At 33.6% G+C, this 25,650-nt stretch carries 14 protein-coding genes; 4 read left to right on the top strand and 10 right to left on the bottom strand.

Annotation, left to right across the window (positions count from 1 at the left end; genetic code table 11):
• Positions 1–158: 158 nt before the first annotated feature.
• From BMY56_RS17365 to tsaD, 9 genes are all read right to left on the bottom strand, one after another.
• Positions 159–3,494, bottom strand: coding sequence for a VCBS repeat-containing protein (locus BMY56_RS17365; RefSeq protein ID WP_091627237.1), 3,336 nt, complete (start codon positions 3,492–3,494; stop codon positions 159–161).
• Positions 3,495–3,683: 189 nt separating this feature from the next.
• Entirely contained in the window at positions 3,684–7,241 is a 3,558-nt protein-coding gene (locus tag BMY56_RS17360; protein WP_091627234.1) for a CRTAC1 family protein, read from the bottom strand.
• A gap of 110 nt (positions 7,242–7,351) precedes the next feature.
• Positions 7,352–9,100, bottom strand: coding sequence for a RagB/SusD family nutrient uptake outer membrane protein (locus tag BMY56_RS17355; protein WP_091627231.1), 1,749 nt, complete (start codon positions 9,098–9,100; stop codon positions 7,352–7,354).
• 45 nt (positions 9,101–9,145) lie between these two features.
• Positions 9,146–12,457, bottom strand: a complete 3,312-nt coding sequence (locus BMY56_RS17350) for a SusC/RagA family TonB-linked outer membrane protein (RefSeq protein WP_091627229.1) — start codon at positions 12,455–12,457, stop codon at positions 9,146–9,148.
• 388 nt (positions 12,458–12,845) lie between these two features.
• Complete coding sequence (locus BMY56_RS17345; protein ID WP_091627226.1) at positions 12,846–14,030, bottom strand: THUMP-like domain-containing protein; 1,185 nt, start codon at positions 14,028–14,030, stop codon at positions 12,846–12,848.
• A gap of 7 nt (positions 14,031–14,037) precedes the next feature.
• Complete coding sequence (locus BMY56_RS17340) at positions 14,038–15,138, bottom strand: AI-2E family transporter (protein WP_091627223.1); 1,101 nt, start codon at positions 15,136–15,138, stop codon at positions 14,038–14,040.
• A gap of 3 nt (positions 15,139–15,141) precedes the next feature.
• Complete coding sequence (locus BMY56_RS17335; RefSeq protein WP_091627220.1) at positions 15,142–15,792, bottom strand: DUF4159 domain-containing protein; 651 nt, start codon at positions 15,790–15,792, stop codon at positions 15,142–15,144.
• 83 nt (positions 15,793–15,875) lie between these two features.
• The gene (locus BMY56_RS17330; protein WP_091627218.1) at positions 15,876–16,583 is read right to left on the bottom strand and encodes a 16S rRNA (uracil(1498)-N(3))-methyltransferase; all 708 of its coding nucleotides are present in this window, start codon (positions 16,581–16,583) and stop codon (positions 15,876–15,878) included.
• 16 nt (positions 16,584–16,599) lie between these two features.
• Positions 16,600–17,628 carry a tRNA (adenosine(37)-N6)-threonylcarbamoyltransferase complex transferase subunit TsaD gene (gene tsaD / locus BMY56_RS17325; RefSeq protein WP_394332509.1) on the bottom strand — a complete coding sequence of 343 codons (1,029 nt, stop codon included), beginning with the start codon at positions 17,626–17,628 and terminating at the stop codon, positions 16,600–16,602.
• A gap of 125 nt (positions 17,629–17,753) precedes the next feature.
• Here tsaD and BMY56_RS17320 point away from each other — a divergent pair, with 125 nt between their 5' ends.
• From BMY56_RS17320 to BMY56_RS17305, 4 genes are all read left to right on the top strand, one after another.
• Positions 17,754–22,139: a translocation/assembly module TamB domain-containing protein gene (locus tag BMY56_RS17320; RefSeq protein ID WP_091627288.1), complete on the top strand. Its 4,386-nt coding sequence runs from the start codon at positions 17,754–17,756 to the stop codon at positions 22,137–22,139.
• 162 nt (positions 22,140–22,301) lie between these two features.
• Positions 22,302–23,288 carry a 6-phosphofructokinase gene (gene pfkA, locus BMY56_RS17315; protein WP_091627216.1) on the top strand — a complete coding sequence of 329 codons (987 nt, stop codon included), beginning with the start codon at positions 22,302–22,304 and terminating at the stop codon, positions 23,286–23,288.
• Positions 23,289–23,311: 23 nt separating this feature from the next.
• Positions 23,312–24,313 carry a type I glyceraldehyde-3-phosphate dehydrogenase gene (gene gap / locus BMY56_RS17310; protein ID WP_091627213.1) on the top strand — a complete coding sequence of 334 codons (1,002 nt, stop codon included), beginning with the start codon at positions 23,312–23,314 and terminating at the stop codon, positions 24,311–24,313.
• A gap of 88 nt (positions 24,314–24,401) precedes the next feature.
• Complete coding sequence (locus tag BMY56_RS17305) at positions 24,402–25,253, top strand: N-acetylglucosamine kinase (RefSeq protein WP_091627211.1); 852 nt, start codon at positions 24,402–24,404, stop codon at positions 25,251–25,253.
• Between the two features lie 4 nt (positions 25,254–25,257).
• Here the strand turns inward: BMY56_RS17305 and BMY56_RS17300 are convergent, their stop codons facing one another.
• Complete coding sequence (locus BMY56_RS17300) at positions 25,258–25,638, bottom strand: RidA family protein (RefSeq protein WP_091627208.1); 381 nt, start codon at positions 25,636–25,638, stop codon at positions 25,258–25,260.
• Positions 25,639–25,650 lie beyond the last annotated feature (12 nt).

The following is a 25,650-nucleotide window of genomic DNA, read 5'->3' as shown; positions in this document are numbered from 1 at the left end:
ATAATAGGTTAAAATCGGTTGAATATTGATTTTAAGGTGATTACAAGATGTATTAATGTTATTACACTTAACCGATGCAGAGAATTTAATTGCTTATCGCTTAAGTTTAGAATGAAATGTACTTTAATGAAAAATTAAGTCACTTAAAATTACACTACTTATCTCTTTTGGAATACTCTAATAGAATCTCTGTTTTGCGAAGCAATAAAGTATGGATAATTACTTTTTACGCTGTTAACAGTAATAATACTTTTAGCATCCCCTGGAGTTAAAAATCCACTTTCTGAAGTGGGTATGAATTCATAGTTTCCATTACTGTTATTTTTCAATAATCCACCATTAAAAGCATCATATCTACCAATAAAAACTTCGTTTCCATAATTGTTGCCAACTAATAAAATATCTTCTTTTTGGTCATTATTATAATCTAATGTTACCATTCCATTAATTGGTGAAACTTGAACGTCTGTAGGTAGGGGACTATACTTAAATGAACCATTACCTAGATTTTCCATGATAATACTTTTGTCATAATTACCAATCAATCTTGTTGAACCTTTTAGCTCATCTTTATTAAATAGATTTGAGATTGTTGCTTTTGAATAAGATTTAAAGGTGCTGTATTTGGCTCTAAAAATGGGGCTTTGACCATTTAGGTCTCCCCAGAAATTTACTGGGAAAGATTTATATGAGGGGTTTAAAAAGCTATCCTTGAAATAAGCAAACATCACTGGGTCTATAGTGCCATTATTATCAAAATCTTTTGCAATAATAGTTACTGGTCTTTCATTAGAGGGTTGATAAAGATTGTTCGCACCTATATTACCTACTATAAAATCAATATCACCATCATTATCTATATCTGTTTTAATAATACTTTCCCACCATCCTAAAAGATTTTCAACTCCTGTATGGTCTATTTTTTTAAAACTAGTTCCGTTGTTTTTAAATATGGTTATGGGCATCAGTTCGCCGGTAATCACCAAATCATCATTACCATCTAAATCAATATCTGCCCATAATGCATCGGTTATCATGCCTATGTTCCTTAGTTCTGGTGCAATTGAATCTGTAACGTCTTTTAATACTCCATTTTCATTCTTTAATAAGAAACTTTTTTCTGATTTTGGGTATTTTAAAAAAGGTGTTCTACCACCAATAAATAGGTCAGTGAAACCATCTTTGTCAAAGTCTGTAGCTTTTACGATGGATCCACTTGCGCTAATAACGGGCATTCTATCTTTAGAGATTGTGAAATTACCATGGCCATCATTTAAGAGTAACCTGTCAGTATACTGAATATTATCAATATTGAATTCATTGCTTCCGGAAACTAAAAATAGGTCTAGATCACCATCATTCTCCAAGTCGAAAAACGCAATGCTTTCTTCTTCATATTTCATGTTTTCTTCATCGGTGAACAAAGGTTTTTGACTAAAAGTACCTTCTGTATTCTGTAAAAATAATTGAGGTGAAAAACTGGCAGAGCTACCAATCATAAAATCTTCAGTACCATCGCCATTGAGATCACCGACGGCCAGGCAAGGACCATTTTGAGTGAATTTATGTGGTATTATACGTTGTAAATTATAGTCAACAATGTCTTTTTCTTCATGAACATATTCAATACCAAGTGCTTTACTAACTTCCTTAAAAATAGTACTGTTCTTCTTCGGTGCTAAAGGAAAAGTCATATCAATAAATGAGATGTTTGAGGCATCAGAATAATTTAAAGACACTTTTTGGTTGGCGTCCAGATTTGATATTTTCTGATATTTTCCATCAGGCCAGAGAATTTCTAGAGAACTAATCTGTTTTTTATCTCCTAATCCAAAATGTATAATGTCTTGAACTGTAGACATGTAACCTCTATAAGTATGGTGTTCTTGAAATTGAAAAGTAGTATCTGAAAATCTAATGACAATTTTGGCACCAGCTACCAGTGATTTCGTAGGAGGCCCAATCAGCTCAATGTTTAAATAGTTATGATTATCTTCCTTTTGCTCATCAATAGTATTTCGAAATAAGAGGGCTTTATCGTTGATATTATTCACGATGTAATCTAAATCACCATCATTATCTAAATCTGCGAATGCAGAACCATTGGAGAAAGAAGGTATATCAATACCCCAAGCTGTACTAATATCTGTAAACGTGTTATTCTTATTATTTTTAAAGGCGTAATTAGGAATTTTAATCTTTGGAATGGAATCTAAAATCTGAGCAGGGGTTAAGTATCTACTAACATTAAATTTGAAATCTCCAAAGTCTAAATCAGTGATATCTCGAGGAAAACCATTTGTTACGAGTATGTCTTTAAAACCATCATTATCCATATCAGCAAAAAGGGGAGACCAACTCCAATCAGTTTTAGCGACACCAGCCATTAGACCAATCTCACTGTAGGGTACGCCATTTCCATTTCCTTTTTGAAGCATGTTTCTAGTATACTGGTACTCATAATCATATCTCTCGTTAAGGATGTATTCTGTATACTTATGGCCTGACAAAGTGGTTTTTAACCGTTGGTTGGTTTCGCCTAACATATCTAACGTTATGATATCTAGAAAACCATCATTATTAAAATCTGAAATATCATTTCCCATTGAGAACTTACTTTGATGTTTAATGTTCTCTTTTATTTTGTTTGTGAATGTACCATCTTGGTTATTGATGTATAGAATATCATTGGTTAAATAGTCATTACTTATATAAATGTCAGGCCAGCCATCATAATTAAGATCAGAAATTGCAAGACCTAAACCATATCCCTCTATAGTTATACCCGCTTCTATTGTTACGTCTTTAAATGTACCATCACCATTATTTTTATATAATCGATCATTACTAAGCGAAGAGCCGTCTGTAACTTTTGTTCTATAATTAGCAGGGAGAATATGTATATCTACATTATTTAAAACATATAAATCTAAAAGCCCATCTTTATCATAATCAAAAAAGGTAGCTCCCATGCTATTACCCGGTTCCTCTACTCCAAATTCTTTCGCCTTGTTTATGAATTGAGGAATTTGATTTTCATTCAACCCTTGATTAATAAATAGGATATTTTTTTTCTGGTCCTCCTCTGTAAGCATTGCAGAGCAAACATAAATATCTAAATATCCGTCGTTATTAATATCTGCCAAGGCAATGCCTGTATTCCACTTATTCAAAGCTTCTATTCCAGACTCTTTAGAAACATCTTTAAATATAAAATCTCCTTGATTTAGGTATAGTTTATTGGGAACTTGATTTCCACTAAAAAAAATATCTGGCTTTCCATCGTTATTAAAATCACCTACAGCAACACCACCGCCATTAAAAATGTATTCGCTAGTGAGTATATTAAAACTGTCGGTTTCGATGATGGTATTGTTGAATTCGATTCCAGATTCAGAAGAGGGTACTACTTGGAATAGGGTGGGAGTGCTTTCATCACAGGAAATAAAAGTGATAGTTAAGAATAGAATTGATACAGCAGAAAAGACCCGCATTTGTTTTGGTTTAATTTGGTTATTCGTCTAATTGACCTTTAAATTAGTATAATTTAAAATACTATATCATAGTTTATAGTACTTATAACAAATACGGGATTTTCTTGAACTACCTATTTACCTAATTTTTGGTTGTCCATATGAGGATTATTTCCTTTTTTTTGAAATGTTAGTTAAGTATCTACAAATTTAAAAAGCCATATTTCTAGTGGTTTCGCCAGTATTATTGTAGAATTTGATTTCTAAAATTTTATCGGTGATAAAAATATTTTGTGTCGATTGCGAATTAAAACTATCACCCCAATATACTTCTTGAATTCTTTTTGAGCCATTCCTAAAATTTATGACAGCCTTAACTTCGTTGGGGTTAAATTTCACGAGTTTACCCGCTCTTTTTTTAATGTACTCATGGGTCTTTAATGAATCATTGTTTTGAGATGCAATTATTAATTCATTTCCATTTTTTAAATTAACATTTACTAAGGCCTTGGCATCACCAGGCACATAAAAATGAGTTTCATCTAATGAGAGTGCTTTCATTTTTAAATCACCTTCATTTTTCAGTACTAGACCCACTAAAGCATCCGCCATGCCTTGTTGTACTTCCATTCCAAAATCGTTGCCTACTACTAAAACATCTAGTAAATCATCATCATTAATATCTTGTAATCGTATTCCATAAATAGGGGCATATTGTATTTCCATAGGCAGCGGATGGATTTTAAATTTACCATTGCCCAAGTTTTCAATTAAAGAAGTTTCCATGTAGTTGAAGCTAAGTTTGGTAGCATCATCTAATAGACCATCATTAAACATTTCAGGTAGGGTAGAGGCACCAAATTCTCCAAAAGAATTATATTTTTTTCTAATACCCACGTATTGTGTGGTAACATCTTGCCAAGGATGATAGAGATATTCTTTTTTAATGCCAATACTATCTCTAAGATAAAAGGATAGTAATGGGTCAATTGTACCATTATTGTCTAAATCTTTGGCATATAATCGTATAGGTTGATCCTCTGTTCCTTGAAAGTTTATATTTCTCCCAAAGTTACCGGCTATATAATCGGTATCGCCATCGTTGTCTAAATCACCTGCAGATAGGCTATTCCACCAACCAAGTTTATTTTGAACACCAGAGTTATCTGTAATTTCAACTAATTTACCTTCTTTGTTCTCAAAAAATCGAAGCGGCATCCATTCTCCTGCCAAAATTAAATCTGGCCAAAAATCATTATTGAAATCGGTCCATAATGCATCGCTTATTAGTCCAGGATATTCAAGATCAGGGTTGATTCTAGTTGTTACATCGACAAATTTAACTTGATTTCCTTCAGATTGATTTTCAAAAATATATGACCTATCGGAAGAAGGATAGGAAAATGGTAATACTCTACTGCCTACGAACAGGTCTAAATCACCATCTTTATCAAAATCAGCAGCTTTAACACTTGTCGAATTCGAGTTTACATCAGGTATGGCGTCGGAAGAATCGGTAAAATTCCCTTTACCATCATTAAGTAGAAGCTTATCTTTATAAAGTATATTACCTGAAGGATATTGTGCGCTTCCTCTGGCTAAATATAAGTCTAAGTCCCCGTCACCATCAGCGTCAAATAATAAAGAGCTAGAATCATCTTCAAGCTTTTCTTCACTTTTATAGGAGACTGTGGCTTTAATAAAGGTGCTTTCTGGAGTCTGTAAAAACCAAGCTTCATCTTCTCCTCTGCTAGCGGCTATAAAAATATCTTCTAAATTATCACCATTAATATCTCCAACAGAAATGGAAGGACCAAACTGAGAAAATTTGTGTGGTATAGTTCTTTGAAAATTAAAATCTATAAAGTCATTATCCTTGCTTAAAAAATCCAATCCCAGATTTTTTGATGCTTTGGTAAATAAAGGAGTGTTATACTTATTAACAATTAAAGAGGAAGGTCGATAGGCATATTTGTTAAGCTTATTTACTGTAGGGCTAGTTTCAATTTGTATTTTTCCATTTGGCCAAATGATTTTTAAACTATCTATTTTTTTAATTTTTCCAAGTCCAACATGGTAGATTTTCTCTGGTTGTGATAAATACCCTCTGCCTGAAAGTAGTGATTGGCGTTGTTGCTTGTTATCGTAATAAGTTATTACCGTACTGCCGATAGCCTCGGGGTTTTGTTTGTCTCCTGTAAGTTTTATTCTTAGAAAATTTTCTTCTGGGGTTAACTCATTAGAATGGTTTTCCATTAATAAAACAGGGTCATTAATATTGTTTATAACCAAATCTAGGTCGCCATCATTATCCAAATCTCCATAAGCAGCACCGTTCGAAAAAGTACCAAAATTTAAACCCCAATCTTTTGTAACATCGGCAAAACCTTTTCCTTCCAAATTTTTAAATATAAAATTTGGAATCTTAATTTCAGGTATGGCTTCAATTAATGTTTGTTTGCTTACTAATCTACTAGCGGTAACTCTAAAATCACCAAAATCACGATCTGTAACATCTTTGGGAAAACCATTTGTTATCAGTAAATCTTTCCAACCATCATTATTATAGTCTGCAAATAGGGGAGCCCAGCTCCAATCGGTTTCTTGTATGCCAGAGAACATTCCTATTTCACCAAAAATTGGCAATTCGTTCTCAGGATTAATACCTAAATTTTGTTGTAAAGTATTTCTAGTATATTGATATTCATATAAGTATTTTCTAGTAAAAATTTCTTTTTGGTAACTGCTTGGACCTTGAAATAATTTTTTTCGTTTATTATAGTAGGGTTGCATTTCTGTGGTGAATATATCCATTCGGCCATTATTATTGACGTCGGTGATATCACTACCCATAGAGGATAGGCTAAAATGTTTAAATATTTCACCAGCTTTATTGGTGAAAGAACCATCTTGATTATTGATATAAATTAAATCATTACTTAGAAAGTCATTAGCGACATAAATATCTGGCCACCCATCTTCATTAAAATCATTAATCAACGTACTGTGGCTATACCCATGGTATCGAATACCAGCTTTTTCTGAGACGTCTATAAACTTTCTTTGGTCTAAACTGTCGATATAAACATTCTCATATAAAATATCTTTACTTTTAGAAGTGCCATCATCGGTTAATGGGCTAAATTGATTCGGATTTATTCCTTCTATACGGTTAACACCGATAAATACATCTAAATCACCATCGTTGTCGAAATCAAAAAACTGCGCATGAGAAGAGTAAGTCTGGTCATCTAAACCATATTTTGCAGCTTCTTCCTTGAAATAAGGTAAGTTGCTTTTGCTATTACCTTGATTAATATATAATAAGTTTTTTCTTTGAATACTATCTTTCCTAAATGTATTGCAGATATAAATATCTTGTAAACCATCTAAATTAATGTCAAGAATGGTAACTCCTGAAGACCATTGTAAACTATCAGTTTTGCCAATTTGTGCTTCTTTGCTTATATCCCTGAATTTTAATTTTCCTTCATTTAGAAATAATTTATTATCAACTTGGTTGCCTGCGAGGAAAATATCTTCAAGGCCATCACCATTAATATCCGCAATAGCAACACCTGCACCATTATACACAAATTCATTGTCTAATATGTTGATTGAATCATTTTCAAACAATTGATTACTGAAATTCAGTCCTGATGCATTAGAGCTAACTTTTGTGAATAGTGTTTTAGGTTTATTCTCACTACATCCTAAAAGGATAAATAGAGATAAAAAAGTAACAATTTGAAATTTTGAATTCTTCATTTTTCTTTTGAAATATACTTTTACAAATATGCAAGAACCTTAAGGAAGTAACAAAAAAAAGGCTACCAATTATGGTAGCCTTTTCCTAAAATATTGAAAGCTTTAATTTATTAATAACCTGGGTTTTGAGATAAAATTTCAGCACCGGTTATATCAATTTGAGCTTGAGGAATTGGGAAGTATTCATTTTTACCAGTTGTAAAGCTTGCGCCTCCAAATTTAGTAACCAATAATGTTGATTCGTAAGCTAAATATGCATTAAGCTCTTCAGCAGCAACACCCCATCTAACTAGGTCAAAGAAACGATGTCCTTCACCAGATAGTTCAAGTTTTCTTTCGAAGCGTACAGCATCTCTTGCAAAATCTGCATTAGGGAATGAAGTATATTCAGAAATAACATAATTTGCAGCATTTGCATCAGAATCATATTCTTTCACCCAATATTCAGAGTTTGCAGCTCTTCTTCTTACTTGATTAACATAATCTAAAGCAGTAGCCAAAGAACCACCTGGTGCTTCTATTTCAGCTTCTGCAGCCATTAATAAAACATCAGCAAAACGAATGATAGTATAGTTCATAGTCGCATAACCACGTGTCCAAGAACTACCATCGGTGAAGCTATTTTCTTGACTTCTGTAATAGATATATTTCTTTGGAGAATATGGACCAGCATAAGGTTGGCTACGAATCCATGCTTTACCTGGGTGCTCGATCCAATCTAAATAAGGAATACCTCTTCTACCAATAGCATGGTCAATTCTTGGGTCTAATGGGTCAGCATCTTCAACAAACGGCTCGTCTGCTTCCAAACCAAAATCATTTTTAACTGCATTTGCAGGGCTATTATATGACTTATCTAATAATGGTAGTCCATCTGCACCAGTTCTGAATGAATTTGCCATTTCGAAACTAGGTTGAAAGAAACCACAACAGTTACCAGGACCATCAGGACCAGTGTTGTATGGGTAATTTAAATCATCGAACCAGTTTGCATTATTAACACTACCTGTATTATTGGCAGATTCTACATCAAATACAACTTCTGCATTATTATCATTTTCGGCATTATAGATTTGTGCATAATCATCTAATAACGCAAATTTTAGTCCATTAGAAGTTACACCATTTGCAATAACATCATCAAACCAAGTCTTGGCTTCGCCGAATTTTTGTTGATACAATTTAGCCTTACCCATAAGTGCTGCTGCTGCCCATTTGTTTACACGGCCTGCACCATTTACTCCTGGTAAATTGTCATAAGCATATTGCAAATCAGCTTCTATAATAGCCCAAGCATCACCGTTGTTAGGTAATAATACTATATCTTCTGAGGCTACAGTTTCATCAAAAACAACAATGTTGTTAAAATGTTTTTTAAGATCAAAGTAAAAATGACCTCTTAGCATTCTAGCTTCACCAGAAAGACGAGCAGCATCGGCAGCAGACAATTCAGTTGAATTCCCTATCGCTTGAAGTACTTTGTTTGCTCTACTAACTCCTTCGTATCGACCTCTCCACAAGGAGTTAAAATCTCCTCCTGGATCTACAGGGCTAGCCTCAAAACGTTGAATAGGATTCAACGTGCTATAATCCCCAGCATCTGTACCTTTATTAGCTTCTCCACCAACAACAGAACCTGTTGCCCAATGGTTAGGGCCTTCGAAACGATTTCCAAAAACTCCATTCAGTGCAGCGTATGTACCGATTAGTAAGCCGTCTATACCAGCTTTGGTACTTACTTGAGCATCTGCAAGTGAGTCCGTAGGGGCTACTTGCAAAAATTCATCACTACAAGACATCGATGCAAGAAGCAACGCGCCTAGTAATAACGATGGTTTTTTAAATTTAAATGTTTTCATAGTTTACTTTTTCTTAAAGTTACTAATTATTATATTATTATTTTATTAAATACCTATTTCTAAGGTGATTGCATAACTAGGCGTTACAGGGAAGTTACCAACATCAATACCAAAGTTAGTATCAGGTCCAGCAACTTGAGGATCAAGACCACCGTAGTTGGTAATTGTCCAAATATTGTTCGCCGATAAACCTACGTTTAACTTTCTAAGTCCCATTTTGTCAACCAATGCGGTGTCAAAATTATACCCTATACGCAATTGAACCAATCTTAAGTAACTACCATCTTCTACATACCAAGAGTTAGATGCACCACTTGTACTTAAGTTAGAAGCACTTTCCCAAATTGGTGAACCAGCATTATTACCTAATTGAGGAGTCCAAGAATTAAAAGCACCTGTTCCTTTTGCAGATCCTTCGAATGTTCCAAAGAAATCTCTAAACCATTTAGTTTGGTTGAATATTTCGTTACCAACAGAACCATACCAGTAGGTTTGGAATTCTAGATTTTTATAACGTAAGATTAAATCTAAACCACCTGTAAAATCTGGTACAGCACTACCAATTACAGTTCTATCATCTGGAGTAATTTCACCATCACCATTAACATCCTCATATCTGAAACGACCTAAACCTTTCCCTTCTTGAGCTGGCGAGTTGGCAACTTCATCTGCGCTATTAAAATACCCAATAACATTATACCCAAAGAAAGTAGATATTGATTGCCCAACAGAGTTACGTATTGGTGCAATACCTCTATAAGTAAATTGATCACCAAAATAGTCAATACCTGGAGCCAATGCTGTTATTTCATTTGTAAGAAATGAATTAGTACTTGTTACTTCGAAAGAAATATCCTCAGTAAAGTTTCCTTTTCCTATTATTTGAAAATCTACGCCTTGGTTTCTCATACCACCAATGTTTACTGATGGAGCAGCAGCATAATTACCAGTTACACCAGGTAATGGTACTTGGTATAAAAGTTGTTTAGTATCCTTTTTCCACCAATCAAGAATAAATTCTAGTTTATTATTGAACATAGAAAGGTCAAAACCAATGTTTGTTGTTTCAGACGTTTCCCATTGTGCATTTGCGTTACCGATTCTACTAGCAGCAAAACCTTCATTTGCACCGCTATTTTGACCATCGATTGGATAGAAAGTACTACCCCGATCAGAAGCAAATAAAGAATATTGGTTGTTAGGTGATACGTTGTTATCACTACCCATTTCACCCCAACCACCTCTAACTTTCAAATCAGAAATAATATCTTGGTTTTGCATAAAAGGTTCAGCAATAACTCTCCAAGCAGCAGAAACAGCTGGGAATGTACCGTATCTTTTATTTTCACCAAAACGTGAAGAACCATCACGACGAAGTACACCTGTTAAGTAGTACTTTTCATTAAAATTATAATCTAATTTTCCGAAAGTAGAGAAGTACGTAGATCCTTTGAATTGATTACTGTTTACATTAGGACTTTGTACTACTGTTAAACTTTGAAAATCTAAATCGGTAGAAAAAGGATTAATACCATTACCAGAAATATTTCTTCCTCTTCCAGTATTCAACGCTTCTATACCACCAAAGGCAGTAATTTTATGTTGACCGAATAATTTTTCATAACTAAAAGTATTGGTAAATGTCCATGCAAAAGAATAACCACTGCCTTCACTAAATGAGTTACTTGCTTCAGGTTCTGAATCACCTAAATATTTGTAGTTATAATTTACAAAATAATAATTTCCGTAGCTACCGCCAAGGCTAGAACGTAAAGTCATACCTTCAAATGGCTTAACCAACGCGTACATATTACCGAAACCACCAATGTTATAAGATTTGTCATCTCCAGCATTCAATATTCTACTTCTAACTGGGTTTCTTGGGTTGTTGAACCCTGCAGCTTTCGTACTTGCAAAACTACCAAATTCATCATAAACAGGAATAATAGTAGGCATTCTAAAAGCAGATAAAAGTTCGGTTTCCTCAGTAGAGGAATTAACACCACCTGCACCACCGGCAATCCCTTTGGTAGATCTATAAGTCACTTGAAAATTTTCACCAAAAGAAAGCCATGGAGTAACATCCCATTCAGAGTTGAAACGCGCGGCATATCTTGAAAATTCTTGACCAAGTACAATACCATCTTGGTTTTGTGCAGAAATACCCATATAAAATCGGCCATTTTCATTACCACCATCAAAACCTAAAGAAACTCTACTTTGTGGAGCAATTCGAGTAAGTTCTTTGTACCAATTTGTTCCAGCTAAATTAGGTCGAATTAAGAATGTATTTTCAGGATCTGCTTCGTAAGCTGCTCTTACAGCAGCTAAATCAACGTCACCAGCACTTACTCCATTTTGGCCATTTGCATGCAAATAGTCAGGTATGGTAGGCGTTGCGTTAGTTCCATATTGAGGGTGGGTGTATTGTACGGCTGTACCATTGGCAGCTGCATTGTTCTCATAGCCAATATGAGTGTATCTTGCCATATCTAATGGACTAAGTTGATCAGGCGAACCAGCAACATTTGGATCCACAACACCACTATTTACGTTCAAGGTCATCGAAGTTTTTCTCTTCGACCTAGATCCTTGTTTAGTAGTATAGACAATTACACCGTTTGCTGCTCTTGCTCCATAAATGGACGCAGCTGCTGCATCTTTAAGTACTGTAGCAGTCTCAACATCGTCTGGGTTTATAAAGTCAACATTTCTTGTTGGTACACCATCTACAACATATAAAGGTGAGTTATCTCCAAAAGAGTTGAAACCACGTACCCTAATTTGACTAGTAGTTCCTGGTTGACCGTTTGTAAGAACAGTTACACCAGCTACCCTACCTTGTAATTGTTGTTCAATGTTACCAGAAGGTACTGCAGCTAAATCTTCAGCAGCTACTATAGATACTGCAGCTGTAGTTTCACGTTTTGTAAGTACTTGGTAACCTGTTACTACAACCTCGTCTAAAGCAGAAGCATCTTCGGCTAACGAAGTATTAACTACCGATTGACCATTAACAGCAACTTCTTTTCTTTGAAATCCTATATAACTAAATACCAATGTAGCACCCGGCTCTACATTTAAGGTATAGTTACCATCAAAATCTGTTTGAGTACCATTAGTAGTACCCTTTTCTACCACGTTTGTTCCCGGTAGTGGTGTTCCTAAATCATCTGTTACAGTACCTGTAACCGTTGATTGTACAGTTTTAACCTTTGCTTCAGTTGAAGTGTCAGTCATTTCATTTGCTTGGGCCAGTTGGGCTCCTAAGCAAACAAGCATCGATAAAATCCCTGATTTAAAAAAGGAAGACCTTTTTTTGGATTTGATCGACTTGTAATCACGTTTTTGACTCATAATCGTTGTTGTTTGTTAGTTTAAATTAATTTGCGAGATTCTGACCTTTCTTATCATTCTATAAAGCTGTCAAATGTTAAAAAAATCAAAATCCGGTATAATAATAGCAATTTTAACGCATATAGTAATAATTCAAATGCAATATTTTACGAGATCTTTAATTCTATTTGTTGAAATTGTATTTAAAATATTCTCTTTGAACAGCCGTAATCGTTGATATATCAATAATTTAGACCCGTTTTAATTCACATATTCCAATGTTAATAATTTTAACATCTTAAGCTTAAATTGTAGTAAAATAACACGATAAAATGTCTCTCTATATCGTTGTAGTGGTAAGCTGGATCGAGGATTGAATATTAATTTAAGAACTAAATATCTTAGCAAGTTATTCGAAGATTTGGGTGCAATTGATTACAATATGTTTTTGGTCTTTATTTGTCGTAAAAAATAAATAGGTATGTCCACCATCTTTAAGATTTAGTTTTTTTCTGATTTTTTCGACTGAATCAGGAAAATTTCTTGCTGTAATATTAGCCTTAGAAATATCTAGGTTCTTTAAAGATTTTTTACTGTAGTCAAGTATATTTAAAATTTTAAATACACGGCCTGGAAATGAAATTAATTTGTCTGAAGTATATAAGTGGGAGTTAGAATGTATTTTTTTTAAATTATAATACCTACCTACATATTCAAAGGAGCCAGATTTTAAAATAGCAGCGTTTGGCTCATACAAATATGCCAATGGTATAGAATATGTAGATATTGCAGACCGTTCTTGATTCAAATAAAAATCAAAGGTTTGTTTATTTTCATTCTTAAAGTTTATTGTCTTTATTAGTGGCTCTTCGCTATAATTTTTTTCTAAAAGCCATAGTACTTCTTTTACATCGTTACCAATAGCCACTATGTGTATTTCTTTTACACTTCTCAATTGTTTTAATCCGTTGTTTAAATCAAGCAATGGACCTGTTTTAATTAAAATGTTATTTGACTTAGTGAATAAGAAAATTAAATGCTCGTTTACATCAGGTTCACAATCAGATAAATAATATACTTTATTGTTATTCTTATCTCTTCTTGAGGGGTCTAGGTAGATCCAATCAAATGTTTGTGAATTATTCTTTAAAAAACATATTCCGTCCGCAGATATACACTCAATTTTCGTTGCTTCTAACTGAATGAAATTATGTTGTGCAATGGCAGATAATTCTTCATTCTTTTCAATATGAATTATTTTATTTATGTTTTTGCTAAAAGCAAAAGAATCAATTCCAAGACCAGCAGTAATATCGATTAGGGTTTTACCTTGTACTAAAGAAGATTTATAATGTGCTGCTACTTCGGATGATGTTTGTGAAAGATTAATTTTATTAGGGTAGAAGATGTTTTTTGTGGCAAACCAAGTTGGTAGCTTGTGTTTAGACTTTGACTTAGACTCTATTTGCTCTACAAGCTCCTTAGATGTTACTTCAGAAAAAGGTGAATTCTTTAAAAGAATCTTATGAATATCTGAAGCTAGATTTTCATTGATAAACTGTTGTACTTCATTAGATAAAATTTTAAGATTCACTTAAGTTTTATAGATTTTGGGTCAATGATTTAACGATTTGGTTCTCTGATAAAAACTCTTTCAAAATAACCTTTATGGCAGTATAACCTGGTACTGCGACAATCATACCTACTACACCGAAAAGTAAACCTGCAATAATGATGATCAAGAAAATCTCTAAAGGATGTGATTTTACGCTATTTGAAAATATAAAAGGTTGTGAGAAGAAATTATCGACCAATTGTCCGAGTAATAATCCTAAGAAAACATAACCTGTTTTAGGAAGAATTACTTCACTAAAATTAAATCCTAAGTTACTGGTCATGGTTAATGTCAGCATCATTACGCCACCGATAATTGGCCCTATATAGGGGATGATGTTAAAAAGTGCACAAAGAAATGCTATGACTACGGCATTTTCAATACCTACTATTAGCAGAACAATGGTGTAAATTAGAAAGAGAATGAATATTTGGAGCAGTAATCCAACAAAGTATCTAGATAACAAATTATTTATTTTTTCTATTGAATTTGTTGTACGCTGTTTTTTAGTTTGGGGAATAAATATTAAAAGGCCATGTTCAAAAAGCCTTCTGTCCTTTAGAAAGAAAAAAGAAATGAATAGAACTGAAAATAAACCAATACTTGCAGAACTTAAAACTGTTAAAAAAGAGTTTAAAAAGTCAGGAATAAACCCTATGTCTAAACCTTTCAAAATGTTTTTCTCTAGCGCAACATCGTCAATGACATCATCTACAATATGTGATGACAGGCCTAGGTAGTTCGTAATTTGATGGTATAGCGTGTTAAGGCTTTTTTGTAATTCCTCAATATCAAGAAGAGAAAGGTTTTTACTTTGCTCCGATAGAAGTGGGATGAATAAGGCAACTATGCCGGCTAAAACCCCAACCATAATTAACATTGTAGCAACAACAGCTAGAATATTTGGGAATTTAAGTTTCAACCTTAAGAACTTAACTAACGGTCTTCCAATTAAGGCCACAACTGCAGCGATGGCCAAATATGCCAATACTGAACGTACGGTAAATAGAAAATAAAGCAATAGGGCAACGCCAAGTATGAAGCCTATGGCTCTAAGAATGCCTTTTGAAATAGTCTTTGAAGTCATTACTTAACTTTTAAATACATAGGTGATAATGTTAGCGCCCATTTTTAGAGCTTTTTCTCGTATTTCGGCAGAATCGTTATGTACTGTGGGATCTTCCCAGCCATCTCCTAAATCTGATTCTGAGGTAAATAGCAATACAATTCTGTTATTAATTGTAATCGCGAAAGCTTGTGGGCGTTGACCATCATGCTCATGTATTTTAGGTAACCCTTGTGCAAAACGGTAGCTATTTGAAAATATAGGATGATCTGCTCCAAGTTCTTCTAGATTAGAATCTGGGAAAAGTCTTTTTATTTCCCTGGTGATATAAGGTTTCATTCCATAATTATCATCAATATGCAGAAACCCACCAGCTAAAAGATAGTTTCTTAAATTCTCTAGCTCTTCTTCAGAAAACACCACATTGCCATGGCCTGTCATATGTATAAATGGATATTGAAAAATAGAAGAACTGCCAACCTCTACAGTTTCAGGTTTATCGCTCAAAGTAGTGCCGATATTGTTATTGCAAAATTTAATTAAATTGGGTAATGCAGTTGGGTTCGCGTACCAATCACCACCGCCTTGATATTTTAAAATTGCAACTTCTTGCCCCTTTACTGAAAGGCTTGAAATTAAAATGCAAAAGAAGAGCAGGCGGATAAAATTTCTCATAATCAAATCTACGAAATTAGTAGATGAAAAATTATTGGAGTATTATTTTCAATTTGTTGTAAAGTCATCGATAGATATTTTATTTATCCATTATTGATGGAGGCAACAATGGTACATGCTACAATGGCTGCAGTTTCTGTTCTCAATCTAGTTTTGCCCATGGTAACTGGTGCGTACCCTTTTGCCATTGCACTTATAATTTCAGATGAGGTGAAATCACCTTCAGGACCAATTAAAATGGTTATATCTTGATCGGCAACAACTCTTCGCTTTAGTTCATGACGTTCGCTGTCTTCGCAATGGGCAATAAACTGTAAACCGGTAATAGGTTTTTCTAAAAAATCTGATAAACTTATTGGCTCATTTAATTTTGGTAAATACGTTTGAAGTGATTGCTTCATGGCAGATTCTATAACCCTTTGCATTCGGTCTAACTTAAGAATTTTACGTTCAGAACGATCACAGATTATTGGTGTGATTTCATCAACACCTATTTCTGTGGCCTTTTCTAAAAACCATTCAAAACGGTCATTCATTTTTGTAGGTGCTACCGCCATATGAAGCCAATATAATTTAGGATGTGTTTTTTTAGAAGACATGAGTTCAACCTCACATTTCTTAATAGAATCATCTATAATTTTGGCTCTAAATAAATAACCTTCACCATTTGTAATCCATAATTCATCACCTTTTCTCTTTCTAAGCACTTTGATAATATGTTTACTTTCATTAGTATCAAAAGTAAAATGGGTATCGTTAGTTTTTACATCAGAATTATAAAATAATTGCATATAATTTTTGGTTAAATCAAGAAATTAAATATCTGGCTTTTGCGGTCACATCTTGCTGCGCAAATACTTCATTTTTATATTTATAATACCCAACTATACCAATCATGGCAGCATTATCTGTGCAATATTCAAACTTAGGTACATAGGTTTTCCAACCGTATGTAGTTTGAGTATCCATTAAAGCTTTTCTAATGCCAGAATTTGCAGAAACCCCTCCACCTATAGCTATCTCTTTAATACCTGTTAGTTTAACCGCTTTTTTAAGTTTTTTCATTAAAATGGTTATAATGGTATATTGAATGGATGCGCAGATATCTTCAAGATTATTTTCTATAAAATGTGGGTCTATTTTGGTTTGTTTTTGAATGAAATACAGGATGCTGGTTTTTAATCCGCTGAAGCTAAAGTCGAGCTCTTTCACTTTTGGAATCGGGAATTCAAATTTATGCGAATTTCCAGTAGCGGCATATTTGTCAATTAAAGGTCCCCCAGGGTAGGGTAAACCTAAAATTTTCGCACTTTTATCAAAAGCTTCACCGACAGCATCATCTAAGGTTTGTCCTATAATTTTCATGTCAAAAAAATCATTGACCTGCACAATTTGAGTATGTCCACCACTTATTGTTAATGCCAAGAAAGGAAATTTAGGCGGCTTCATGCTATCATCGTTAATAAAGTGTGCCAAAACATGAGCTTTCATATGGTTAACCTCTATGAGAGGTATTTGTAAACCTAAGGACAATGACTTTGCGAATGAGGTGCCTACGAGAAGGGATCCCATTAACCCAGGTCCTCTTGTAAATGCTATGGCTGATAATTGTTTTTTATCGATATTTGCTCTGGCTATTGCTTGATCGACTACGGGGACTATGTTTTGTTGATGCGCTCTTGATGCCAGTTCTGGTACAACACCTCCGTATTCTTTGTGAATTGCTTGGGTGGCAACAACATTACTAAGCACTTTATCGTTCATTAAAACTGCCGCAGAAGTATCATCACAAGAAGATTCTATAGCAAGTATATAAATTGTTTCGTTTTCCAACATATTTGGAATAAAATTTGAATAACAAAGGTAAAACATATAGCCCTATCAAAAAACTTAGGAAAATATTGGTTAGAATAGTATTGGTGCTTTTGCTGATATGTGTTTTAGGTACCCTAATTTTTTCGTTGCCAGTAGTTCAAACTTTATTGGCACAATATGCTACGAAGAAAATTAATAAGCAGTATGGCACTCATATTAATATTAATCGTTTAAAACTTTCATTGATTTCTTGGGATACTGCATTAGAGGGTGTTTTTATCGAAGATTATAAAAAGGATACGCTTTTCTATTTAAATGAACTCAAAACATCTATTCTTAGTATTGGTAATTTGGCTCAAGGAAATTTAGAGTTTGGCGATATTTCTGTCGACGAATTGAATTTTAAATTGAAGACCTATTTTGGTGAAGAAAATACTAACCTTGAAGTCTTTGTAGATAAACTTGATGATGGAAAGCCTAGAGCACCTGGTACGCCCCCATTCAAGTTATCGTCTTCTCAAGTTGATATAAAAAAAAGTAGATTTAAATATATTGACGAGAATTTAGAAAAACCTACTATTTTAAATTTTGATAGTCTGAATATAAGCGCTGCTAACTTTCTTATTCTTGGACCAGAAGTGACTACTGATATTCGAGATATGTCGCTTTATAGTAATAGAGGTTTAAAGGTGAATAGGTTGGCCACTAATTTTAAGTATACGAAGCAGCAAATGCGTTTCGATTCCCTTAAAATAAAAACTCCTTTATCAGAATTAGATGGTAATCTGGTCTTTAATTATAATAGAGAAGATTTCCGTGATTTTTTGAACAAAGTAAATGTTGTTGCAGATTTTAAAGAGTCTAAGGTAGCTTTTGATGAGATTAATATGCTCTATAATGAGTTTGGAAAAGGTAAAGAGGTAACCTTCAGTGCTGATATAAACGGTGTTTTAAATGACCTTAACACAGATAATCTGTTTCTTTTTTCTGATAATACCGGTATTCGTGGAGACTTCAATTTTAAAAATCTATTTAGCAAGCAAAAACCTTTTAGCTTAAATGCTGAAATGAAAAATGTAACAAGTAGTTATTATCAATTAAATGCTTTATTACCTAATTTAATTGGTAATTCATTACCATCAACTTTTAGTAAGCTTGGTCAATTTACGATTCGTGGTAACGCATTAATTACGAATTCATCAATAGAGGCTAAAGTCAACTTAAATACAGCAATTGGTAGTAGTTATGCTGATATTGTATTAAGTAATTTCAATAATATAGATAATGCTACTTATAAAGGATTTATTTCTTTAATCGATTTTGATTTAGGCGATTTTGCTGAAAACAAAAGTTTAGGTAAAACTACCCTAGATTTTAATGTAGAAGGTAAGGGTTTCGTTAAGGAAAGATTGAATACCGAAGTTATAGGACAAGTATATTCAATCGAATTTAATAAATATAATTATCAAGATTTAAAAGTTTCGGGTATTTTAAAAGATCAATTATTCGATGGGTCTTTGATAAGTAATGATGAAAACTTAAAATTTAACTTTAAGGGTCTAGCCAACTTTGCCGAGACTAGGAATAATTTCAATTTTATTGCCTCAGTAGATTATGCCGATTTAAAGAAATTGAATTTCATTAACGATAGCGTTTCCATTTTTAAAGGTAACGTGAATATGGATATTACTGGTACAAGTTTAGATAATATTGTTGGGGACATTAAGTTCACGCAAACGAATTATCAAAATGTAAATGACACCTATTATTTCGAAGATTTTGCTATTACATCTAGTTTTGATGAAGAGAAAGCACGTATTATAAATATTAATTCTCCAGATATTATTACCGGTTTTATGAAAGGTAATTTTAAAGTTCGGGAATTAGGTAAGCTTGTTCAAAATTCATTAGGAAGTATATATACTAACTATAGGCCATTTCAAATTTCTGATGGTCAAAATCTTTCTTTTAATTTTAAAATTTATAATAAAATTGTAGATGTATTTTTTCCTGAAGTGCGATTTGACCCCAATACGTTTATAAAAGGAAATATTGTTGCCGATGAAGGTGATTTTAAACTCAATTTTGAATCTCCTAGTATTGAAGCTTTTGGTACTGTTGCAGATCATATAGAAGTACGTATAGATAATAAAAACCCGCTGTTCAATACATTTGTTTCGGTTGGGGAATTAGATACTCCTTATTATAACTTTAAAGACTTTAATTTAATAAATACTACTCTTAAAGATACCTTGTTTTTTAGGTCTGAATTTAAAGGAGGAAGTGATTTTAATGATTCTTATAACCTCAATTTCTACCACACGTTTAATAAAGAAAATAAATCGGTCATAGGTTTAAAAACATCCGATGTTAATTTTAAGGGGAATAAATGGGTTTTGAATAAAGATGGTGATTCTAAGAATAAGGTAATATTGAATAGAGCACTGGATAGTATTACAATTCAAGAAATTGTAATGAACAATGAGGAGAAGGAGCAAATTAGATTAAAAGGTCAATTGGCAGATTCTACGTATAAAGATCTTCAATTGCAGTTCAAAATAGTCTCTTTAGATAAAATTACCCCAGTCATTGATAGCCTAAAATTACAAGGTGAGGTAAACGGTACTTTAAATGTTTTGCAAAAAGATGGTATTTATTTACCCTCATCAAACTTAAACATCGAACACTTTGGTATAAATGATATTCCTTTGGGTGATTTGGCGATTAGTATTATAGGTAACAAAGATTTAACTGAATTTCAAGTTAATTCGCAACTCTCTGACAATGGTTTAGAAAAGTTTAGCGTTCTGGGTAGTATCGATAATAAAGGTGATATTCCTAAAGCCGATTTGTTAGCCACGTTCAATAATTTTAGTTTAGAGCCTTTTAGTCCTTTAGGTGAAGGGGTTATTGATAATATACGAGGTGATATTGATGGTCAGGTACGTATAATTGGTAATGTGGATAATCCGAGTTTTAATGGACTTCTTACTCTAGATAATGCCGGTATAGCTGTGCCTTATTTAAATGTTGATTATAGTTTTGCGCCACGTTCTAGAGTAGTGCTTTCTGACCAAACTTTCAATTTTGAAAATATTGCTTTGGAGGATGTAGCGAAAGGCACACGTGCAAATTTAGACGGAACAATCACTCACAGTTTCTTTGAAAATTGGGTGTTAGATTTAAATGTAGATACCAGCAATAACCGTTTCTTAATTTTGAATACCGAATTTAAAGAAGGCGAATTGTATTATGGTACGGGTTATTTAAATGGAACTGGTCGTATATATGGACCAACAACGGCTTTGAATATAACTGTTGACGGTGCAACTGCTAAGGGAACTTCTTTAAAAATTCCATTAAGTGATGTAGTTAGTGTAGGTGATTATTCATTTATAAACTTTATAGAAAAGAATGATAAACAAAGAATAGAAAGTCAACGCCAATTAAAAGATTACCAGGGTTTAGAATTAGAGTTTAACCTTGATGTTACGCCAGACGCAGAAGTTGAAATCGTGACCGACACCAAAACTGGTAGTTCTTTAAAAGGAACGGGAGATGGCATTATTTTGATTCAAATCAATACCAATGGAAAGTTTGAAATGTATGGCGATTTTGTAGTTGTTACTGGTGAGTACAATTATAAATTCGGCGGAATAATCGATAAGAAATTTAAGGTTAAATCTGGAGGTACTATTAATTGGGATCAGAAACCGTTAGAAGCTTTATTGAATATGGAAGCGGTCTATTCTCTTAATGCTAATCCAGCTCCTTTGTTAGATGATCCAGGTTTTACTAGACGAATTCCAACAGATGTTATAATACGTTTAACAGGAGAACTTCAAAGTCCAAATATTGACTTTGGAATAGATTTTCCGGGAACAAGTTCTATAGTACAATCAGAACTAGAGTATAGACTTCAAGATCCAACAGTAGAAGAGAAGAATGCCATATTTCTTTTAGCTCAAGGTACTTTTGTTAATTCACAAAGTGGTATTAGTCAGCAGGCAATTACCGGTAATTTGGTTCAAAGTGCATCAGGTATTTTAAATTCTATTTTAAGTGGGGGCAATGATAAGTTCAATCTAGGCCTTTCTTATGAGCAAGGTATACTAGATAGATCTGCTGATATTGAAACTGATGACCGAATCGGGGTAACAGTTTCAACACAAATTTCAGATAGGATATTATTCAATGGTAAGGTTGGTGTACCAGTAGGTGCTTCTAGTGAAACACTGGTGGCTGGTGATTTTGAAATACAGGTTTTATTGAATGAAGAAGGTACTTTAAGCGCTAAATTTTTTAGTAGACAAAGTGAAATTCAGGCATATTTATCTGACCAACAAGGCTCAACCCAAGGGGCTGGATTATCCTATGAGGTTGATTTTAATAATTTTAAAGAACTTTTTAGGAAAATCTTAGCTAAAAAGACAGAAATTGAAGAGCCCAATAAACAGAAAGAGACCCCTTCTTCGGTAATGGGAAATGATAGTTTAATTCGATTTTATGATAAACCAAAATCAATAAATTGATAACGTTGTGTGTGCTTGTTGTTAAGAAATGTGGAATTTTAAGAAGTATTGTAGTAAAATGTCACAACTAAAACGTTTTCTTTAATTTCTGTTGAAAATGCGGACATACATTATTTCTTTATTGTATTAAGATTTAGTAATTTCGTTGGCTTAAATTTTTCGATGTCTTCAGAAATAAAAAAAATAGCAGTACTGACTTCTGGTGGTGATTCTCCTGGCATGAATGCAGCCATAAGATCAGTTGTTCGTACCTGTGCCTATATGAAGGTAGATTGCGTTGCAATTTACAGAGGGTATCAAGGTATGATAGAAGGGGATTTTAAACCTATGGATGCCCGTAGTGTGAATAATATCATAAATAAAGGTGGTACTATACTTAAGTCTGCCAGATGTGATGATTTTAGAACACCAGAGGGTAGAAAGAAAGCACACAATGAGCTTATAAAAGCCGGTATTGATGCATTTGTTGTTATCGGTGGTGATGGTAGCTTTACAGGTGCGATGATATTTAATAGGGAGTTCAACTTTCCTGTAATAGGTATACCTGGTACAATTGACAACGATATTTTCGGAACCACATTTACTTTAGGTTTTGATACTGCTCTTAATACGGTGGTAGATTGTATCGATAAGATTAGAGATACGGCTAGTTCTCATAACAGACTATTCTTTGTAGAAGTTATGGGTAGAGATGTTGGCCATATTGCTTTAAATGCTGGGGTTGGTGCTGGTGCAGAGGAAATTTTAATCCCAGAAGAAAATCTTGGTCTTGACAGATTGTTAGAATCCTTGAAAAGAAGTAAGGAGTCTGGAAAATCTTCTAGTATCGTAATAGTTGCGGAAGGTGATAAATCTGGTAAAAATGTATTCGAACTTAAGGAGTATGTTGAAGAACATTTGCCAATCTATGATGTTAGGGTATCTGTTCTAGGTCATATGCAAAGAGGTGGTGCACCATCATGCTACGATAGAGTGCTTGCCAGTAGAATGGGTGTAAAGGCAGTGGAAGCTTTGCTTGAAGGAAAAACTAACCTGATGGTAGGTATTCAATGTAATAAGCTAACCTTAACGCCTATTAATAAGGCGATAAAAGGGCATACAAAAATTGATAAGGAACTGATTAGGGTTTCAGAAATAATGACAACATAATTTAAACGTTAAAAATAGAGAAAATGTCAAATTTAAAAGTAGGAATAAACGGTTTTGGTAGAATAGGTAGATTGGTCTTCAGAACAACGGTAAAGCGTGGTGATGTTGATGTAGTTGCCATTAATGACTTATTAGATGTAGAGCATTTAGCTTACCTTCTTAAGTATGATTCAGTTCATGGTGCTTTTGACGGAACCGTAGAGGTAAAGGATGGTCATTTAGTTGTAAATGGTAAAACTGTTCGTATAACTGCAGAAAGAGATCCTAAGAATTGTAAGTGGGATGAAGTAGGTGCAACAACTGTTGCTGAATGTACTGGTATTTTCACAACTTTAGAAACTGCTCAATATCATATCGATGGTGGTGCTAAAAAAGTAGTTATATCTGCGCCTTCTAAAGATGCTCCAATGTTTGTGATGGGAGTTAATCATAAAGATGCCAAATCAACTGATACTATCGTTTCTAATGCATCTTGTACAACCAACTGTTTAGCACCAATGGCTAAGGTTTTGAATGATAAATTCGGAATTGAAGAAGCGTTGATGACTACTGTTCATGCTACAACTGCAACTCAAATGACTGTTGATGGTCCTTCAAGAAAAGACTGGAGAGGTGGTAGAAGTGCTTTGTTGAATATTATACCTGCATCTACTGGTGCTGCTGTTGCGGTTACCAAAGTAATACCCGCTTTAAAAGGTAAACTTACAGGTATGGCTTTTAGAGTGCCAACTGCAGATGTTTCTGTTGTTGATTTAACTGTTCGTTTAGAAAAAGAAACTTCATACGAAGAAATTAAAAAAGCATTCAAAGAGGCTTCAGAAGGAGAATTGAAAGGGGTTTTAGGATACACAGAAGAAGCTGTAGTTTCTCAAGATTTTATTGGTGAAACTCACACAAGTGTTTTTGATGCTGGTGCAGGAATTGAATTAAATTCTAAGTTCTTTAAATTAATTTGCTGGTATGATAATGAAGCAGGTTTCTCCAACAAAATGGTAGACCTAATGCAGCATGTAAATACTTTATAACCAACATTTTGGTATAATCAAAAATATTTCCTGAAAATGAGGCATTTTTTCCTTATTTTCAGGTTTATTTTTTAAAGAGAGTCGGTATATGATTTTAATAGTAGATAGTGGCGCAACCAAGTCTGATTGGATTGCTTTGGATGAAAATGGCGAACAACTTTTTTTAACTCAAACTTTGGGTTTAAGTCCAGAGGTGCTGACAAAAGATGTAATAGAAGATCGCTTAGCTAATAACTTTGAACTTTCTAAAAACCGTGAAAAAGTAACTCACTTATATTTTTACGGTGCGGGTTGTGGAACGGATCGTATGAAAGCGTTTTTAAAAGCTATTTTTAAGGATTTCTTTCCTAATGCTAAGGCTGATGTAAAAGAAGATACCTATGCAGCAATATTTGCTACTACGAAAGTTGGTCATCAAGGTATTGTCTGTATACTTGGTACAGGTTCTAATTGTAGTTACTATGATGGTAATCAATTATTTCAAAAAGTAACATCTTTGGGTTATATTCCAATGGATGATGGGAGTGGTAATTTCTTTGGCCGTAAATTAATTAGGGATTATTATTTTCACAAAATGCCTGCAGATTTAGCGCATAAATTTGCCAAGCAACATGACCTAGATGCTGATGTGATTAAAGAGAACCTATATAAGCAACCTAACCCTAATACTTATCTTGCAACATTTGCTCGTTTCTTAATTGAGAATAAAGACCATCCTTATTCTAAAGGAGTAATAGATAAAGGTTTCCAACAATTTATCAATAATTATGTAATGCAATTTGAATTGGCTACTAAAGTGCCAATTAACTTTGTTGGAAGCATTGCCCATTATTTGCGAGATGAGCTAACTTCCGTATTATTAAGAAATGATCTAATTGTAGGTGTAATTCGACAAAGACCAATTGAAGGTTTGGTAGAATTTCACCAGGCAAATATGTAAAGTTTTACTTTACGGCAATCATGGAAATTTCAACATTTACAAATTTCGGTAAATTTGCTACTTCTACGGTTTCTCTTGCAGGTGCAGTTTCTGCATTAAAATAAGATGCATATACTTCGTTTACTTCGGTGAATTGTTTCATATCGCTAAGAAATATCGAAGATTTTACAACATTTTCAAAGGTCATTTCAGCTTCGGTTAATATGGCCTTTAAATTTTCCATAGACTGTTTAGTTTCCTTTTTTATATCGCCAGAAACCAATTCACCGCTCTTTGGATTCAATGGTATTTGACCAGAAATGTATAATGTACCATTGCTTAAAATAGCTTGGTTGTATGGTCCTATTGGTGCTGGAGCATTTGAAGTGTTAATTATCTTTTTCATATCGTAAATTGA

The organism is Maribacter orientalis, assembly GCF_900109345.1.
Taxonomy (GTDB): Bacteria; Bacteroidota; Bacteroidia; order Flavobacteriales; family Flavobacteriaceae; genus Maribacter; species Maribacter orientalis.
The sequence above is the reverse complement of the archived record's forward strand: the minus strand, read 5'-3'. Positions and strand labels throughout refer to the sequence as shown.

Excerpts from the sequence above, each read along its gene's own strand:
- BMY56_RS17365 (WP_091627237.1), bottom strand. The coding sequence starts at position 3,494 with ATGCGGGTCTTTTCTGCTGTATCAATTCTATTCTTAACTATCACTTTT.
- BMY56_RS17360 (WP_091627234.1), bottom strand. The coding sequence starts at position 7,241 with ATGAAGAATTCAAAATTTCAAATTGTTACTTTTTTATCTCTATTTATC.
- BMY56_RS17355 (WP_091627231.1), bottom strand. The coding sequence starts at position 9,100 with ATGAAAACATTTAAATTTAAAAAACCATCGTTATTACTAGGCGCGTTG.
- BMY56_RS17350 (WP_091627229.1), bottom strand. The coding sequence starts at position 12,457 with ATGAGTCAAAAACGTGATTACAAGTCGATCAAATCCAAAAAAAGGTCT.
- BMY56_RS17340 (WP_091627223.1), bottom strand. The coding sequence starts at position 15,138 with ATGACTTCAAAGACTATTTCAAAAGGCATTCTTAGAGCCATAGGCTTC.
- BMY56_RS17335 (WP_091627220.1), bottom strand. The coding sequence starts at position 15,792 with ATGAGAAATTTTATCCGCCTGCTCTTCTTTTGCATTTTAATTTCAAGC.
- BMY56_RS17330 (WP_091627218.1), bottom strand. The coding sequence starts at position 16,583 with ATGCAATTATTTTATAATTCTGATGTAAAAACTAACGATACCCATTTT.
- tsaD (WP_394332509.1), bottom strand. The coding sequence starts at position 17,628 with ATGTTGGAAAACGAAACAATTTATATACTTGCTATAGAATCTTCTTGT.
- pfkA (WP_091627216.1), top strand. The coding sequence starts at position 22,302 with ATGTCTTCAGAAATAAAAAAAATAGCAGTACTGACTTCTGGTGGTGAT.
- gap (WP_091627213.1), top strand. The coding sequence starts at position 23,312 with ATGTCAAATTTAAAAGTAGGAATAAACGGTTTTGGTAGAATAGGTAGA.
- BMY56_RS17305 (WP_091627211.1), top strand. The coding sequence starts at position 24,402 with ATGATTTTAATAGTAGATAGTGGCGCAACCAAGTCTGATTGGATTGCT.
- BMY56_RS17300 (WP_091627208.1), bottom strand. The coding sequence starts at position 25,638 with ATGAAAAAGATAATTAACACTTCAAATGCTCCAGCACCAATAGGACCA.